We start from the raw sequence: 16,701 nt of genomic DNA, 5'->3' as shown, positions 1-16,701 counted from the left end.
CGCAACAGAATTGCTTGACGATCATAGAGGCGTTGAACCACCTGATCCCATCCCGAACTCAGAAGTGAAAAGCGCCATCGCCGATGGTAGTGTGGGGGATCCCATGTGAGAGTAGGTCGTCGTCAAGCTTTAAATTAAGAGAAACCCTGATAGCTTAGTTGCTATCAGGGTTTTTTCGTTTCAGTCATACCAAAGTAGGTACCGCTTTAGCGGGACGCGGAAAACCTCTTGAGTGCTTTTTCTAGTGAGTTTTCGCTCTGAGCCATGGCACAACGCAGGTTGTGGCCTTCCATTTACTTGCGCCTGTCTCGTGCCTCGACGCGTCAGCGTAAATACAAATCCACAACCTTCCCTCCTTGAAAGCAACACATCCAATAAATGCTGATGACTAACCGTAGGTCCGCCTTCAGGCTGACGCGGAAATCATTTTGAAAATAAAGCATATTTTTCATTAGTCACACTTACCGATGATGTTTGAGTTAATCTTTGGATTGCATGTTTGCGCTTGATTGCCATCAATTCCGCCTTCGGCTAAAGCCGAACCTACAAGATTAGCTTCACATATACTGATGATCAACCGTGGGTCACGCTTCAGCGTGACGCGGAAATCATATTGAAGATAACGTAAGTTTTTCATTAGCCACACTTACCGATGATGTTTGGGGAAATCTTTTGATTGCATGATTGCATGATTGCACTTGATTGCCATCAATTCCGCCTTCGGCTAAAGCCGAACCTACAAGGTCAGCCTGATTGATACTGATGACCAATAAATTTTTCATCCTTCCGTACGGTATGAATTTAAGCTCTCTTCTTCCTAAAACTGAATCTACGAGGGTGTTTTTAGGCATAAAAAAACGGAGCTTGTTAGCTCCGTTTTAGGTTATCCACTGGTGGGGTGAATCGGCCAGTTATTTATTTTATGTTAATAACTTAGGCACTTATCCACTTCATTTGCGGCACCCAGTACAACCGCTACGCGTTGGTGTATGGCGGTAGGTTGAATATCTAGGATGCGTTGTGTGTGGGTGTGGGCCTTACCGCCCGCTTGCTCTAGTAGCATGGCCATTGGGTTAGCTTCGTACATGAGGCGTAGTTTGCCTGGCTTACTTGGGTCTTTTTTATCCCATGGGTAGATGAAGATACCACCACGGCAAAGGATGCGATGTACGTCGCCAACCATAGCGGCAACCCAACGCATGTTGAAGTCTTTCTCACGAGGACCTTCTTTGCCAAAGGTTAGATCTTTTACGTAGTTTTGCATGTTTTCTGACCAAAAACGCTGATTGGACATGTTGATCGCAAATTCTTGTGTCTCTGGTGCTACTTGAACATTTTCAGTGGTTAGGATGAAGCTTTGCTTCGTTGGGTCGTAGGTAAACATGTTCACGCCGTCACCTGTGGTTAGTACCAACATGCTAGAAGGGCCGTACAGTACATAACCTGCCGCTACTTGGTGTTTGCCGGCAATTAGGAAGTCTTGTTCTGTTGCGGCTTGGTCGCCGGTTTGGCGATAAATGGAAAAGATGGTGCCCACCATAGCATTGATATCTATGTTGGAAGAGCCGTCTAGCGGGTCAAAGGCGATTAGGTATTCACCATCCGTATTGGCGGCAACGATATCCTCTTCTTCCTCGGAAGCGATTGCTCTAACACTAGAGCATGCCATTAATGCGTCTTTAAGCATGTCATTAGAGATGACATCCAATTTCTTTTGTTCCTCTCCCTGTACGTTTTCATTGCCTGCCATACCAAGGATACCCGCTAAAGAGCCTTGCTTGAGCGCATCGGAGATGGCGATGCAGGTATCAGTCGTAACGGCTAAAACGCTTTTCAAAGAGTCTGGTGCAGAGCTTTGTGCGAGCACTTGAGAGAGGTTTTGCATGGTATGGCATGTCCTTATTATTTGATTAATTTAAAAATATTATGCCACCCCTAAATCTGGGTGTCAGCCAAGGGAGCTAAATGATGATAAATAAATAGGGTAAAGGCTTATTTTCAGCTAATCTTGCTGAATTGCGTGACTGAGGAAACATGATGTCGGAATTTGTCGTTTATCACTTTGAGTTAGACGGTTTAGGTGGCGCTAAGGAGCGTGAGGCTACAGACCTACCGAAAGTGCTGCCTGAGCAAGGTAGCCGTTGGGTGCATTTGGATGGTTTAGAAGCCGAGGGTGCAGCTTGGTTGTCTGAGTTAGAAGGTGTACCGGAAACCGTTGTTGAAGCGCTATTCGCGGAAGAGACTCGTCCTCGTACTGTGAAGATGGGAAAGGGCTTGTTGGTGAATTTAAGAGGGGTGAATTTAAACCCTAATTCTAATCCGTCTGACATGGTGTCTTTACGCTTTTGGGTGACGCCTCATTTTATTGTCTCGACTCGTCGCCGTCGCTTGTTGTCGGTTCAAGATGTGGTACATGATTTATCTCAAGGGGAAGGTCCCACTAATACCGCAGATATTGTGGCGATTCTTGCAGACACCCTGACTGCTCGCATGGCGGGGGTGATTCACTCTTTAGAGGATGAACTTGGGGATTTAGAGGAAAGTGTCAGTGAAGGCATTGAAGCAAACCAAAGAGATGTTCTCGTTAAACGTCGTTTGGAAACGATTCGATTACGACGTTTTCTTGTGCCGCAAAAGGAAGCGATTCATAAATTATCTATGGAAGCGGGAAGTTGGATGTCGGGAGATCAAGTCATTCAAATCCAAGAAGCGGCTAACGATATTACCCGTTATGTGGAAGGCCTAGAGTCCCTGCGTGAGCGCTGTTTGTTGATTCAAGAAGAGTTTGTAAACCTGCATTCAGAGAAGATGAACGCACGCATGTATGTGCTCTCTATCCTGTCGGGCATTTTTATGCCGTTGGGCTTTTTAACTGGATTATTTGGTATCAATATCGGAGGCATGCCGGGTACGGATAGCCCTTATGCGTTTTGGATTTTTTGTGGCGTACTTATGTTGCTAGGAATAGGCCAGTTTCTGTTAATGCGTAAAAGTCGCTGGTTTTAATTTTGGGAGAGTAGCAGGTTGCAAGATGGTCTACTACTCTCTCATATAGCTGGCTTAGCGCTTAAACGTCTTGATGCCAGCTTTTGTCGCCAGTAGCAATACATCGGCAGGGCGTTTGGCGAATAAGCCATTCGTGACGACACCGACAATACCATCGATCTTGGTTTCTAGGGCGACTGGGTCGAGTATATCTAGGTTATAGACATCTAAAATATGGTTACCGTTGTCTGTCACCGTTCCTTCTCTTAGTACTGGATCTCCCCCCAATTTCACCAGTTCTCTTGCCACATGGCCGCGAGCCATAGGAATAATTTCCACCGGCAGAGGAAAGTCACCTAATACATTAACCAGTTTCGACTCGTCTGCGATACAAACAAATTCATCGCTGCAGGCAGTAACGATTTTTTCTCGAGTCAGCGCCGCACCACCGCCTTTAATAAGACGCAAGTGTTCGTTTGACTCGTCGGCACCGTCTATATAAACACGAATGCTGCTGACGCTGTTTAGTTCGTAGACAGGTATACCATGGCTTTTTAGGCGTTCGCTAGAGGCTTCTGAACTAGCTACTGTGCCATCAAAATCGTGTTTGTGTTTAGCCAGCTCATCAATGAATAAGTTGGCAGTAGAGCCTGTGCCGACACCGACAATGGTGTCGCTCTCTAGCATAGGTAGAATGTATTCCACCGCTGCTTTGGCGACGGCTAGTTTAAGTTCATCTTGAGTCATGGTTATGGGTGGCCTTTATTATGTTTGTAATGGTGAGACATTCACTCTGATGGTGGAGCTATTATAGACCGATCAAATGTTGATTGTTAGCCGTAGTAAGGTAAGAAAATCCCCCGATAAAGGCTTAATCTTTGGCTTTATCGTATCTCTCTTTGATTGATAAAAGCCGAGAGGGTATATTTCATGTTCCGTTTTTTTATACTGGCTTTTAGGCGTCTATGACCGAGGTTTTGTCGTCCAAAAGTCGCGATATACTTTTAGGAAACACTATGCCCCATACCATGATCAAAAAAATTCTACAGGCTCGCGTTTATGACGTGGCAGTAGAAACACCACTGTCTCGTGCCAATCAGTTATCTAACCGATTTGGCAACGAGATTATTTTGAAGCGAGAAGATTTACAGCCCGTATTCTCCTTCAAAATTCGTGGGGCATATAACAAAATTTGTCAGTTAAGTAAGGAAGAACGTGCCCGTGGTGTGATTGCGGCTTCGGCAGGAAACCATGCTCAAGGTTTAGCGCTTGCTGCGAAGAAGCTTGGTATTCAAGCAACTATTGTTATGCCGGCGACCACGCCAGAAGTAAAAGTCAGTGCTGTACGAAACCACGGCGCTGAAGTTGTATTGTTTGGTGATGCGTTTGATGAAGCGTCGGCTAAGTCCCGTGAAATCATGGAACAAACTGGGCAAGTGTATGTTCACCCATTTGATGACCTTGATACCATTGCTGGGCAGGGCACCATAGGTATGGAAATTCTCCGCCAACACAAGGGTGACTTAGATGCGGTCTTTGTACCTGTCGGTGGCGGTGGTTTAATTGCTGGGGTGGCGGCTTATATCAAATACCTACGTCCAGATATTAAAGTCATAGGCGTTGAACCTGCGGATGCGGCGTGTTTAAAAATTGCCTTAGAAAAAGGAGAGCCGACGCGATTGGCGCAAGTGGGCATTTTTGCTGAAGGTGTCGCGGTGGCCGAGATTGGTCAAAATACCTTCCGCATTGCTAAAGACACGGTAGACGAAGTCATCACGGTTTCGACCGATGAAATGTGTGCTGCCATTAAAGATATTTACGATGATACTCGTGCCATCACCGAGCCTGCGGGGGCTTGTGCTCTAGCAGGCTTAAAGAAATACATTGAACGTGAAGGTGTGCAAGGCCAAACCTTGGTGGCGATCAACAGTGGTGCGAACGTCAATTTTGATCGCTTACGCCATGTGTCTGAGCGCGCTGAGTTAGGTGAGAAGCGTGAAGCGATTATTGCTGTGCAAATTCCTGAGTCGCCTGGTAGTTTCCGTGATTTCTGTCAAGCCCTAGAAGGACGCAGTATTACTGAGTTTAATTATCGTTATGGCGATGATCAGAAAGCCGTCATTTTTGTGGGGGTGCAACTTGGTGGAAGCCCGAACAGTCGCCAAGATCTGCTCAATGATATGAGCAGCTACGCTATTACCGATTTAACCGATGATGAGACGGCTAAGGTTCATGTACGCCATATGATTGGTGGGCATTTACGCAGTGATAAAGGTGAGCTGCTCTACAGCTTTGAATTCCCTGAACGTCCAGGAGCTTTGTTGAAGTTCCTCAATACCTTGGGGGGACAATGGAATATCTCCATGTTCCATTATCGCAACCATGGTGATGCCTATGGTCGTGTGTTGGTTGGGTTGCAGGCAGTGGGTGAAGAAACCGATGTAACACGTTATTTGGATGAATTGGGCTACCCCTACCAAGATGAAAATAACAACGCTGCTTGTAAACTATTTTTCGGTTAAACACTTGGCCGCTGAGTTTCGCTAAATAACCTGAAATCGGTTATCATGGCGATAATTTAAGCGCTTTCATACCAACCCGCTGTCTAGCATCTAGAGGGCGGGTTGTGTGATTCTGAATCCGCACAAAGCGTGTGCATAAAATCGATCATTAAAGGTTTTTCGTGAATATTCAAACTCTACTTAATCAACGTGTTCAAGCCGCTATGGTGGCTGCTGGCGCTCCTGAAACTGCTCCTGCCGTTGTTCGTCAGTCTGCCAAAGTACAATTTGGCGATTACCAAGCGAATGGTGTAATGGGCGTTGCCAAGCAGTTAAAGACCAACCCTCGAGAGTTGGCGAACAAAGTACTTGAGCATTTGGAGCTATCGGACTTGGCTGAGAAAGTAGAAATTGCCGGCCCTGGTTTTATTAATATCTTCCTTAAAGAAACTTGGCTAGGTAGTGAGCTAAAAGCTTTGCGCAGTAGTGAGCGTTTACATATTGAAGAGGTGGCGACACCTGAAACCGTTGTAGTCGACTATTCGTCTCCTAATCTTGCGAAAGAAATGCACGTAGGTCACCTACGCTCAACCGTTATTGGTGATGCCGTTGTGCGTACTTTGGAGTTTCTTGGTCATAGTGTGGTACGTCAGAACCATGTAGGAGACTGGGGTACGCAGTTTGGTATGTTGCTGGCCTATATGGAGCGACTGCGTGCTGAGCAGACTGAAATCAGCATGGCTCTGTCGGATTTAGAAACCTTCTATCGTGCCGCGAAAACTTGCTTTGATGATGACGCGGATTTTGCCGTACGCGCTCGTGAGCTTGTGGTCGCGCTGCAGTCTGGTGATGAAGAATGTTTGGCCCTGTGGGATGAGTTCATTAATATTTCTTTAACCCACTGTGAAGAAACCTATCAAATGCTAGGGGTTTCTTTAGAGCGTCAACATGTGATGCCAGAAAGTGCCTACAATGATGACCTACAAAATGTAGTGACCGAGCTAGAAGAGCAAGGTCTATTGCAAGAGTCTGCTGGTGCTAAATGTGTCTTTATGGAAGAGTTTGCCAATAAAGACGGTGAAATTACCCCAGTGATCGTACAAAAAACCGGTGGCGGCTTCTTATATGCCACTACGGATTTGGCAGCCGTACGCTTCCGTCAGCATACGCTTGGTGCGGACCGTGTGTTGTACTTTGTGGATGCTCGCCAATCTTTGCATTTCCAACAAATCTTCACCCTATCTCGCAAAGCGGGTTTTGTGAAAGAGCAAACCATGCTTGAGCATATGCCGTTTGGTACCGTGATGGGCAGTGATGGTAAGCCGTTTAAAACCCGTTCTGGTGGGGTGGCGAAACTGTCTGATCTGTTGACTGAAGCACAGCAACGGGCTTACACACTGGTTGCTGAAAAGAACCCAGACATGAGTGAAGAAGAGCTTCGCAACATTGGTCGTGTCGTGGGGATCGCCTCTGTTAAGTACGCGGATCTTTCGAAGAACCGCACCAGTGATTATGTTTTCAACTGGGACAGCATGCTGAGCTTTGAAGGTAATACAGCGCCATACTTGTTGTACGCCTATTCACGAGTGGCCAGTATTGTTAAACGTGCTGGAATCGATGTGAGCGCCCTTGAAAGCGAGATTAATATCAACACTGAGCAAGAGCGCGCTTTGGCGGTGAAACTTTGTCAGTTTGAAGAAGCCGTTCAATCCGTTGCCAATGATGGTATGCCGCATTTCTTATGTGCTTACTTGTATGAACTGGCAGGTACCTTCATGACTTTCTATGAAGCTTGCCCAATTCTTAACGCAGAAGATGACATCAAAAATAGCCGTTTGCAGTTAGCATTGAACACCGCTTCTACCTTGCAATTAGGTTTGTCACTACTTGGTATCGAAACGCTAGAGCGTATGTAAGTACTCGCTCATCATATTCTATCAAACGCCGCGACCGGATCTTCCCAAGCGGCGTTTTTATTGCTAAATGGAATGGGACATAAGATGAAAATTTATATCGCGTATACTGGGGGCACTATTGGCATGACCCCATCTGAACATGGCCTTGCACCGGATGCACAATTTTCTGACCAGTTGAAGCAAAGGCTTGATGCCGCCGACGACCTAAATCATGACTTTGTCATCAAGCGCTATGAGACGCTCATCGACTCCTCTAACGCAACACCTCAAGACTGGATGATAATTGCTCAAGATATCGAAAAACAGTGGCAGGACTTCGATGGTTTTATCGTTCTGCATGGTACCGACACCATGGCGTATACCGCTGCGGCACTCTCTCATATGCTAGAAGCGAGCACTAAGCCCATCATAGTGACGGGCTCGCAAGTGCCATTGTACAAAGTGCGCAGTGATGCGATGAATAATGTCCTGGGGGCGATTACTGCCTGTGAGCATCAGTGTCCGGGGGTGTTTTTATATTTTGCGGATCGTCTCATTGAAGGGGATCGTGCCCATAAAGCACATACCAGTGATTGGCGTGCCTTTAGCTCTCCAAATTTAGCGGATTATGGACGCTTAGGTATTGACTGGCAGTGGCGTGATTCGTCGCCCGCGAAATCTGAGTATGCTATGCGTATTCGCATTCCTCATATGGAAGCAGGTGCGGTCACCATACTGCCGGTTTTCCCGGGTGTGCAAGCTGAGCACTGGCAAGGGCTACTGAATAAAAATGTTAAAGGCGCCGTCTTGCTAAGCTACGGTGCAGGTAACGCTCCAGACAAAGACCAAGCCTTATTAGCAATGCTGAAAGAGGCGACGGACCGTGGTGTGGCCATCGTTAATGTTAGCCAATGTGGTGCGGGTAGCGTGGTAGCGGGCGCTTATGCGGCAGGTTCTGCACTGGTGCAAGCGGGCGTGATTTCCGGTCAAGACCTTACCTACGAAGCGGCATTTGTTAAATTACATTTCTTAATTGGTTTGGGACTTTCTTATGATGAGATTCGGAATGCTTTTAACATAAATAAATAAATCAAAAAATATAATATCCACTAAAAGTATTGATCGATATCATAAAACGATAAGTTGTTAAGAAAATTTTTTTAAAAAAAGCCGAAGTTTAACGCTCCGGCTTTTTTTTGTTGTCTAATAACTGATCAGTTATGTTTTTTTGTGTATAGAAGATATTACCAATGTGTTTTTGTCGCTTTTCTATTAATTTACAAAAAAAAATATTTTTTCTTGATTTGTAAAGATTTATTAATGTTTAATGTCCATAGGATTTTTAATAAATGGAATTAGATTAATAACATGGATGAATCAGAAATTGAAAAGCCGAGCTTTTTGAAAAAAGTTCAGAGCGCTGTTTTTACTATTGCTGCCATAATGCTTTCTATTGGACAATGGTCTGATACTAAAGAAATGTCAGTCGAGTTTTATGAAGGCTTTATTGCTAAATTTACAGATCAAATTGAATTGGATCGTCTTAAATCTGTAAAAGTTGGTGGAAACTTAGAGTTTATTGAACAAACTTTTGGTATCGCCACGCTAATTAAACACTCTACTCAAAAAGCAGATTTGGAATATAGATATTATCCAGATTCTAAATATATCCTGACGATCGCAGCTCAGGATAATGTTATTAAAGGCTATCAAGTGATTAGCTTAGATAGCTCTTTCTCTCCTAATTTACCTTTCACCGATAAGTCACTTGGTAATTTTTCATACACGGATTTTGCGCCTTACTATGATGAGATTCGTTCCGATAGCGCAAATCTTGTGTATTACCTTGAGGGGCAACCATTAGGTCGTGTTGGGTTGTTCTTCAATCAATTTGTAACCTATGTGGGTTATGGTGCAGCTTACGCAGAAGCCGATGTCAGTAAACAACAGATAATCGCTTTAAATGAATCGTTGTTGCAAAAAGGACAAGAAGGCTCAGTAGAGGTACTTACGTCACTGCGTAGTCAAATCAAACCGAATACTTTTGCAGTTGGGGACATTGATGCGACAACCGCTGCAGATATGTTGATTACACGATATGAATACGCCGCATATTTTAAGGATGAATAATGAAGTTTGTTTGTTTATTAGTACTGTCTGTTTTTCTTGTAGCTTGTCAGACGCTTACGGGTAAAACAAGCTCAATACCTGAATGGTGGAGTGCTCCGCAAGAAGATACCAGTGAATGGTTATTTGGCTTAGGGGAAGGACGTACTTTAAACTCAGCAAATCAGCAAGCACTGGCGAATGTCGCCGGGAAATTACAAACAAATATCAGTGGTTCGTTATCTAGTCGTACGCAAGAGACAAACATTTCGTCTAGTAACTATGTTGATCGCCGAATGTCGTCTGAGATCGAGAAAGTATCGTTAAGTAACTTTGAAACACTGAAAACGGAAAGTATTTCAGGCAAAGTTTTCACTCTGATTCGTGTCGACAAGCAGGCCTTATCTGATACCTGGTTACGTCAATACCAAACGATTGAAAATGATTTCAATAGTTTAGCTGCTAAAGATAAAGCTAAGCGTTTTCAATGGTGGTTGAGCGCGCAAGCTTTTGCAGCTAAAGCCGCAGAAGGTGATCGTCTTGCTTCGTTGATCTCTGGCTTAACGGAAACGCCTAAAAGTAGTAATTTAACGCAAAAATTACAGCTACTTATCGAGAAAAATACCCCTAGCGTCAAGCTATCAGGAAGTCATCCTGAAATCGATCGTGTTATTCAATCAGACCTCTTAGCTCAAGGCTTAAGAGTTGGCTCTTGTAGCCGTGATTGTGATTTATCAATTCAATATAAAACCAGCTTTAGTTCCTCATCTTTATTTGGTGAGAGCGTCGTCAAAATGAGCTTTTCAGGGACTTTAACCGATGTATCTGGTGACTTTTCCTCAAGTCATTGGAGCGTTAATGCATCTTCTGTGTCGGGTATGACTGCGGGCAAAAAAGGTACGCTTTCTATAGCCACACAGAGAATTAAAAGTGAAGGGCTCTGGCAGTCCTTTGGTATGGAAACAAAATAGAGTGAGTTCATAACTATGTGGGAAAAAAAGCTTTTATTGGTTGCTGTAGCGGCTGGGTCTGTTTTACTTACTGGATGTGGTCCAGTCAAGCTCGCAGATACCGCACCTGCGCCTTTGTTAGAAACCGTGGTGATGCCTACTAAAGCGGAGTTGAAAGCTCAAATGAGTGGTCAAGGCACAAAGATTATTTTGTCGCCAGTAGAGTACAGTGATAATCATGCTAAAGATTTTACGTCTGAAGTTTATGAGGATCTATCTCAGCGCCTATTAAAATCAGGCAATACCTTGGTTGATCGTACGCTTGCCGCCAAACTGAAGAATGAACTTCTTGCTGCAGAGTCTTCTGGTAAATATAGAACCTCAGGTCCTGCTGTTGCTGACATCGCCATTATGACGAAAATTTCTGAAGTTGGGCTGACCTCTCGATTCAGTGAAAGTCGTTCTTGGGTAGACGATGATGGTGAGAAACATAAAATTGAAGCTTCTTGCCGCTTTGAAAGTACAGCAGAGTTAAATGTACGAGCGTATAAAATCCCATCTATGGAGCTTATAAATACCTACGAATACGAAGGCTCTTCAAGCTCTTCTACTGAAACTCGTAACTCCAAATGTCCAATTAGTGATGCTTCAGCATCTACTTTAGTTAGTCGAGCACTACAAGATGCGGTGAAATCAGGTTCTTTTGAAACCCTAAATGACTTAGCACCAGATGCTTATGTTATTGAGCGTCGTGATAATGAAGACTCATCTAAGGCATTATTCCAGGTAACCATTTCAAAACGTGCTGGTGCCGTAGAAGGTGCTACAGTGAAGTTTTACCGTAAGAGTATTGATGTTACGCCAATCACCAACGAAGAGCGTGTAAGGAAAACTTTGTTAGGTGAAGGTGAAATCATTGCGGAAGACATTAATGAGCAAACTTCTTATGTTTACGTCAAAGATAAAGAGCTAATTGAATCACTGCAAATGGGTGATATCGCTCAGCTAGAGCATGGCAAGTGTGACGCTGATGAGACCCAAGTATTTGGCTCTTGTGTGAAAATTCCAGGGATTTAAGAGAATAGTATGATGAATATATTAAAAATCGGTTCTTTAGCTGGTTGTGTTGTGATGTTAGCTGGTTGTATATCAAATCCATCTACTAGTGTTGACTATGGCGAGTGTAATTATCCAGATAGTCCTTCAGATGAGGCTCCAGGGTGGATTTGTAGTCAGCCAGTTGAAGGTCTAGAAATTCAATCTGTAGGTTACTCTAAACAGATGGCTTCAGGTGTTGGTATGATGACAGATGTTGCGGCTACAGAAGCCCGCTCTCGCCTTGCGGGTGAATTTTCAACACAAGTCAACGCACGTTTGTCACGTTTAACCCAAGACTCAACAGTTGATGGAGTTAACACGAATGCAGATGTGACTGAGCGAGTACAAAAAACCTTAGCCACAATGACGCTAAATAATTCACGTATTTATCGTACAAGAATAAGTCCTGCAGGCAACATGTATGTTTTAGTCGGCCTTAATAAAGCTGGATACGATGAAAATATTGATGCGTTGGTTAATACCTCTTTAGAGGATGACTCTCCTGAATTATATCGTCAATTCCTAAAGGAAGAAGCTGATAAATCTTTAGACGCTGTGCGTGCTGAGCTTAATATTAAGTGATTAATGAGGGGCTGTTAAAGCCCCTTTTTTTATGGATAAATAGCATGGATAAAATTTTAAAAATCGTTGTCTTTTTTGTGATTATTAGCTCAGCGGGTGCTTATGCTTTGAGCTATGAAGAGTGGAAAGCGAAAAAGCAAGCGAGTTACAAAAACTATCAACAAGAATATCGAGCTCGTTACTCAGAATTTAAGAATAAGGTCACTGCCAAATGGGGTGACAAAACACAATTATCTGGTCAACATCAATATGTAATTTACAGTGATGATCTTGAACAGCGAACCATCTTAGATTATCAAGCTAATGAAATTGTTGTGGAATCATTAGGGGATCAGCCAGCTAATGTTCAAAAAGCCTTGTCAGCGCTTGAAAAAACCTCCGTCAATCAAGCTCTAGCAGCCGACCCCGTGATTGACAAGGTAAATATTAACAAACCGTCTAACTCGTTATTAAACACCATGGGGGCTACGGATGTTGATGAAATTGCTGCCGGTCAAATTGTAGAAACAGATGTTGCACAAGTGGACGCGGTGGATACCGTCAATCAAGCCACCAGTAAACGCATTAACCGAATACGTTTAGATTTACCTGAGGATGTTTTCGTTAAACGTGCGGAACCGTTTTTGTCATCAGCCAAACAGATGAGTGAAAAATACGATATTGATCAGAATCTGATCTTGGCCATCGCTCAAACTGAGTCGAGTTTTAACCCCATGGCGCAATCACCGATTCCAGCATTTGGCTTGATGCAAATTGTACCAACCTCTGCAGGACTTGATGTTAACCAGGCGTTAAAAAATAAAGATCAAACGCCGCAGGCATCATTGCTATTTCAGCCTGATGACAATATTGAGTTTGGCGCTGGCTATCTTCATTTATTAGAGACACGCTATTTGAAGGGTATAGAAGACGAAAAGAGTCGTTTATATTGCATGATTGCTGCTTACAATACAGGAGCAGGGAATGTCGCCAGTGTATTCCACCCTGACGGTCGTAAAGTGATTAACCCTGCTGTTGATGTGATAAATGATCTGACTCCTGAAGAAGTCTATCAGCGTTTAGTTGAAGACCTTCCTTATGAAGAAACACAATTATATTTGCAAAAAGTGACTAAGGCATTAGGCCAATACCAGTCCGCCAGCTTGATATAAAATGTAATCTTCTATCTCTGTTTTCTATGATCCGAACTTTTTCTTAGAGTGATTCATGTACTGTGCTAGTTAGATGCTTGATAATTCAGTTTCTAACTAGCAACTTCATCCCATTTCCTGCATATAGAAAAAGTCCATGGCAATTTTATGCGTTTTACTCGTGGTTATTTGGTCGACGGGGTTTATTGTCGGTAAGCTGATTGTAGGCTTAATGGACCCCAACATTTTTTTAAGTATTCGCTTTTTCTTTGCCGGATTACTCTTTCTCGCGTTTGCCTACTGGCAAGGCCGTGCTTTCCCTAAATGGACTGATGTGCCTAAGCATATGTTGGCTGGGGTGTTAATGAACAGTGTCTATTTAGGGCTATCCTATTTGGCAATCTCTAAAGGCTTACCTGCTGGCGTGATGGCTTTGATTGGTGCATTACAACCTGTGCTAGTGGCTATTTTGGCTTGGTCTTTAGTCAAAGAAAAAACCTCCTTGATGGGCTTGCTAGGCATGCTGATCGGGATCAGTGGCTTGATCTTAGTTATTAGCCCAGCGCTACATTTTGAACTTAGCGAACTCGGCATTAATCCAGTGACGCTAGTGCTGGCTTGTGTGGCCATATTAGCCCTGTCTTTCGGGGTTACTTATCAAAAAATGTCGATCGCTTCGGCGGATCTCTTCAGTGCCATGGCCATCCAAAATTTGGCCGCTTGGCTGGTGTCGATGGGCTTTGTGTGGTTCTTAGGTGAGCGTCAGTTTGAAGTGCAGCTCGCTACCTTTTTATTACTTATTTGGGGGATTGTTGTGCTATCGGGTGCAGGGCTGTTTTTGATGGTCTGGCTAGTGCGAAGAGTGACGGCTTCAAAGGTGTCTGTGTTACTATTGCTAGCACCACCTTTGGCTGCGATAGAAAGCTACTTTATCTTTAATGAAACCCTGACCAGCCTACAAATAGCAGGCTTTGTGGTGACCATCTTTGGGGTATACATCAGCCAACTAAAAGGTAAGGCTTAGGCGTTCTTTTTCATTAGCAAGCGCAGTCGGGTTTCAGCACGATCAAGCAGTGTGCCAAAGCGCTCTAGTTCCTCTACATGGTGATCAAACTCGACCTTGCTCGGTAGTAGTTGGCTGTTGCTTTGTAAATGACTAACGAGCTGAATTCTGGCGTTGGTGGCGCATTCTTTGCTCCATTCCCATTGGGTTCTTAATAATCTTGCTAAACTAGCGGCCGCTAAATCGCCAATGTGATCGGCCAGTAACCCTTCCCAATCCAATTCAAAGTTTTCCATAACCTTGTGCAATGTCATTAAGGCTTGAGCATTACCTTGAATACGCAAGTCGCCATCAAAGAAGCCATCACCTTCAAGCAGTTTACGATAAGCGGAACTTGGGCCTTGAACTAATGTGTCAAGTTTCGGATCCAGCTCTACTTCGTCCATGCTATTGAGTTTATGCAGCATGACACCTTCTTCTAAAAGGTGAATTTGCAAGATGAAGGAGAAGTCTTCAATGTACAGAAACACCTGTTGTCCTGCGAGTTTTGCAAGGCGCTGTTGCGATGGAGCATCTTGTTTTAAAGCAAGATTAATCGCATTTTCCATGGCGCTGATGGCGGACAAACTCAGTGATCCCATAAATTACTTTCCCCAGTGAGATGGTGATGCGCTGCGAATTACAGCTGATGGATTTGGATGCTCGAAGTTTCCCGCTTCTGGCCTTCCTTTTCAAGTCGATCTAGGTACATTTGCCACAGTTCATCATGGTTTTTACCAATATTGTAAAGGTACTCCCAAGAATACAGGCCGGTATCATGGCCGTCATCGAAGCTGATCTTGATCGCGTAATTGCCCGCACCTTCTATGTTCTGAATAGCAACGTGCTTTTTACCGTATTGCAAAATAGGCATCTGACGGCCATGGCCTCTCACTTCTGCTGAAGGAGAATGCACGCGCAGATATTCGGCACTGAGTCGAAATTGCTGGCCGTCGGCAAACGTCAACGCCAACTCACGAGATTGCTTGTGATAGTGAATTTTAGTAGGCGCTGGGTTTGTCATTATGGATTCCTATATCAACAAGGCATTAAAGAATGTACTGACTAAGGTCTTCGTTTTCGGCAACTTCACCTAGCTGTTCGTTAACATAGGCTGAGGTAATGTCCACCACTTGCTCATCAGGCATATCACTGGCCGAATAAGAAACTTCTTCCAGTAGTCGCTCCAGTACCGTATGAAGGCGGCGGGCACCGATGTTTTCGGTACGCTCATTCACCTGAAAAGCAATTTCTGCAATGCGTTGGATGCCTTCGTCGGTGAAGTTTAAGTGGATGTTCTCTGTTTTCGCTAAGGCCACATATTGCTTAGTCAAAGATGCGCTTGGTTCCACTAGAATGCGTTTAAAGTCTTCCACTGTGAGGGCATCAAGCTCCACACGAATAGGTAAACGACCTTGTAGCTCAGGAATCAGATCCGACGGCTTGGATAAATGGAAGGCACCGGAGGCGATAAACAAGATGTGATCTGTTTTGATCATGCCGTACTTAGTGGTAACGGTGCAGCCTTCTACCAAAGGTAATAGGTCGCGCTGAACACCTTCACGGGAAACTTCACCACTAGAGCGTTCAGAGCTTTTCGCGACTTTATCTATTTCATCAAGGAAGACGATACCATTTTGTTCAACGGCTTCGACAGCGCGTGCTTTAAGTTCATCTTCATTGATAAGTTTAGCGGCTTCCTCATCACGGACTTGGCGCATGGCTTCTTTCACTTTTAGCTTACGCTTTTTCGTCTTGTTCGAACTAAAGTTTGAGAACATGTTTTGCAACTGGCTGGTCATTTCTTCCATACCAGGAGGTGTCATGATTTCTACCCCTACAGGGGCATCCGCGACTTCAATGTCGATGTCTTTGTCATCCAACTTACCTTCGCGCAGTTTCTTGCGGAAAGTTTGACGTGTGCTGTTGTCCTCAAGTTCTGGGTCACCACCACGAGCGGGCGGTAATAGCACATCTAGAATTCGATCTTCTGCGGCATCTTCGGCTTTGTTGCGTAGCCTTTCGGTCTCTTGCTCGCGCAGCATCTTGATGGACATTTCAACCAAATCGCGAATGATTGATTCTACATCGCGGCCTACGTAACCTACTTCGGTGAATTTAGTGGCTTCAATTTTTATGAAAGGCGCGTTGGCAAGTTTGGCCAAACGACGGGCTATTTCAGTTTTACCGACCCCAGTTGGGCCTATCATTAGGATGTTTTTTGGGGTGACTTCAGCACGCATGTTTTCAGGTAATTGCATACGGCGCCAGCGATTACGTAAGGCAATGGCAACGGCTCGCTTGGCTTTTTGCTGGCCAATAATATGACTGTCTAAGGCGTTAACCGTCTCTCTTGGGGTCATGCTACTCATATCGGTTCTCTTTATCGTGTTAAGTGATAATGTCTTGATG

Annotated in this window: 16 protein-coding genes and 1 rRNA gene; 11 read left to right on the top strand and 6 right to left on the bottom strand. The window is 44.3% G+C overall.

Annotated features, from left to right (window positions below):
• Positions 1-13: 13 nt before the first annotated feature.
• A 5S ribosomal RNA gene (rrf, locus tag ABJF92_RS01485) occupies positions 14-128 on the top strand.
• Positions 129-451: 323 nt separating this feature from the next.
• On the opposite strand, the gene ABJF92_RS01480 is transcribed toward rrf, so the two are convergent.
• Both ABJF92_RS01480 and ABJF92_RS01475 read right to left on the bottom strand, forming a co-directional pair.
• Positions 452-637: a hypothetical protein gene (locus ABJF92_RS01480; protein WP_446814082.1), complete on the bottom strand. Its 186-nt coding sequence runs from the start codon at positions 635-637 to the stop codon at positions 452-454.
• A gap of 288 nt (positions 638-925) precedes the next feature.
• Positions 926-1,885, bottom strand: coding sequence for a class 1 fructose-bisphosphatase (locus ABJF92_RS01475; RefSeq protein WP_446814081.1), 960 nt, complete (start codon positions 1,883-1,885; stop codon positions 926-928).
• A gap of 152 nt (positions 1,886-2,037) precedes the next feature.
• Here ABJF92_RS01475 and ABJF92_RS01470 point away from each other — a divergent pair, with 152 nt between their 5' ends.
• Positions 2,038-3,006, top strand: coding sequence for a zinc transporter ZntB (locus tag ABJF92_RS01470; RefSeq protein ID WP_446814080.1), 969 nt, complete (start codon positions 2,038-2,040; stop codon positions 3,004-3,006).
• Between the two features lie 54 nt (positions 3,007-3,060).
• Here ABJF92_RS01470 and rpiA read toward each other — a convergent pair whose 3' ends face one another.
• Complete coding sequence (gene rpiA, locus ABJF92_RS01465; RefSeq protein ID WP_446814079.1) at positions 3,061-3,732, bottom strand: ribose-5-phosphate isomerase RpiA; 672 nt, start codon at positions 3,730-3,732, stop codon at positions 3,061-3,063.
• Between the two features lie 269 nt (positions 3,733-4,001).
• Between rpiA and ilvA the strand changes: the two genes are divergently transcribed.
• The 9 genes from ilvA to ABJF92_RS01420 all read left to right on the top strand — a co-directional run bounded on the left by ilvA (position 4,002) and on the right by ABJF92_RS01420 (position 14,271).
• Positions 4,002-5,507 (top strand): threonine ammonia-lyase, biosynthetic, encoded by a 1,506-nt coding sequence (gene ilvA / locus ABJF92_RS01460; protein WP_446814078.1) that lies wholly within the window; start codon positions 4,002-4,004, stop codon positions 5,505-5,507.
• Positions 5,508-5,668: 161 nt separating this feature from the next.
• Positions 5,669-7,402, top strand: coding sequence for an arginine--tRNA ligase (argS, locus tag ABJF92_RS01455; protein ID WP_446814077.1), 1,734 nt, complete (start codon positions 5,669-5,671; stop codon positions 7,400-7,402).
• Positions 7,403-7,486: 84 nt separating this feature from the next.
• Entirely contained in the window at positions 7,487-8,470 is a 984-nt protein-coding gene (locus ABJF92_RS01450) for a type I asparaginase (protein ID WP_446814076.1), read from the top strand.
• Between the two features lie 279 nt (positions 8,471-8,749).
• Positions 8,750-9,511 carry an ETEC_3214 domain-containing protein gene (locus tag ABJF92_RS01445; protein ID WP_446814075.1) on the top strand — a complete coding sequence of 254 codons (762 nt, stop codon included), beginning with the start codon at positions 8,750-8,752 and terminating at the stop codon, positions 9,509-9,511.
• Positions 9,511-10,458: an LPP20 family lipoprotein gene (locus ABJF92_RS01440; RefSeq protein ID WP_446814074.1), complete on the top strand. Its 948-nt coding sequence runs from the start codon at positions 9,511-9,513 to the stop codon at positions 10,456-10,458. Before ABJF92_RS01445 ends, ABJF92_RS01440 begins: the two co-directional genes overlap by 1 nt.
• A 15-nt stretch (positions 10,459-10,473) precedes the next feature.
• Positions 10,474-11,514 (top strand): hypothetical protein, encoded by a 1,041-nt coding sequence (locus tag ABJF92_RS01435; protein WP_446814073.1) that lies wholly within the window; start codon positions 10,474-10,476, stop codon positions 11,512-11,514.
• Positions 11,515-11,523: 9 nt separating this feature from the next.
• Positions 11,524-12,117, top strand: coding sequence for an LPP20 family lipoprotein (locus ABJF92_RS01430; protein WP_446814072.1), 594 nt, complete (start codon positions 11,524-11,526; stop codon positions 12,115-12,117).
• 44 nt (positions 12,118-12,161) lie between these two features.
• Positions 12,162-13,268, top strand: coding sequence for a murein transglycosylase domain-containing protein (locus tag ABJF92_RS01425; RefSeq protein WP_446814071.1), 1,107 nt, complete (start codon positions 12,162-12,164; stop codon positions 13,266-13,268).
• A 136-nt stretch (positions 13,269-13,404) separates the two neighbouring features.
• A complete protein-coding gene (locus tag ABJF92_RS01420) occupies positions 13,405-14,271 on the top strand; it encodes a DMT family transporter (RefSeq protein WP_446814070.1) in 867 nt (288 codons plus the stop codon).
• Here the strand turns inward: ABJF92_RS01420 and ABJF92_RS01415 are convergent.
• From ABJF92_RS01415 to hslU, 3 genes are read right to left on the bottom strand one after another with little or no spacing between them, the layout of a single operon-like run.
• Entirely contained in the window at positions 14,268-14,891 is a 624-nt protein-coding gene (locus ABJF92_RS01415) for a ubiquinone biosynthesis accessory factor UbiJ (RefSeq protein WP_446814069.1), read from the bottom strand. The two genes, ABJF92_RS01420 and ABJF92_RS01415, sit on opposite strands and share 4 nt — an antisense overlap.
• Positions 14,892-14,929: 38 nt before the next feature.
• Positions 14,930-15,313 (bottom strand): gamma-butyrobetaine hydroxylase-like domain-containing protein, encoded by a 384-nt coding sequence (locus ABJF92_RS01410; protein WP_446814068.1) that lies wholly within the window; start codon positions 15,311-15,313, stop codon positions 14,930-14,932.
• Positions 15,314-15,338: 25 nt separating this feature from the next.
• Complete coding sequence (gene hslU / locus ABJF92_RS01405) at positions 15,339-16,661, bottom strand: ATP-dependent protease ATPase subunit HslU (RefSeq protein ID WP_446814067.1); 1,323 nt, start codon at positions 16,659-16,661, stop codon at positions 15,339-15,341.
• Positions 16,662-16,701 lie beyond the last annotated feature (40 nt).

Source organism: Marinomonas sp., from assembly GCF_039940335.1.
In the GTDB taxonomy this organism is placed as follows: Bacteria; Pseudomonadota; Gammaproteobacteria; order Pseudomonadales; family Marinomonadaceae; genus Marinomonas.
Note: the sequence above shows the minus strand (reverse complement) of the source record. Positions and strands in the feature narration are given on the sequence as shown.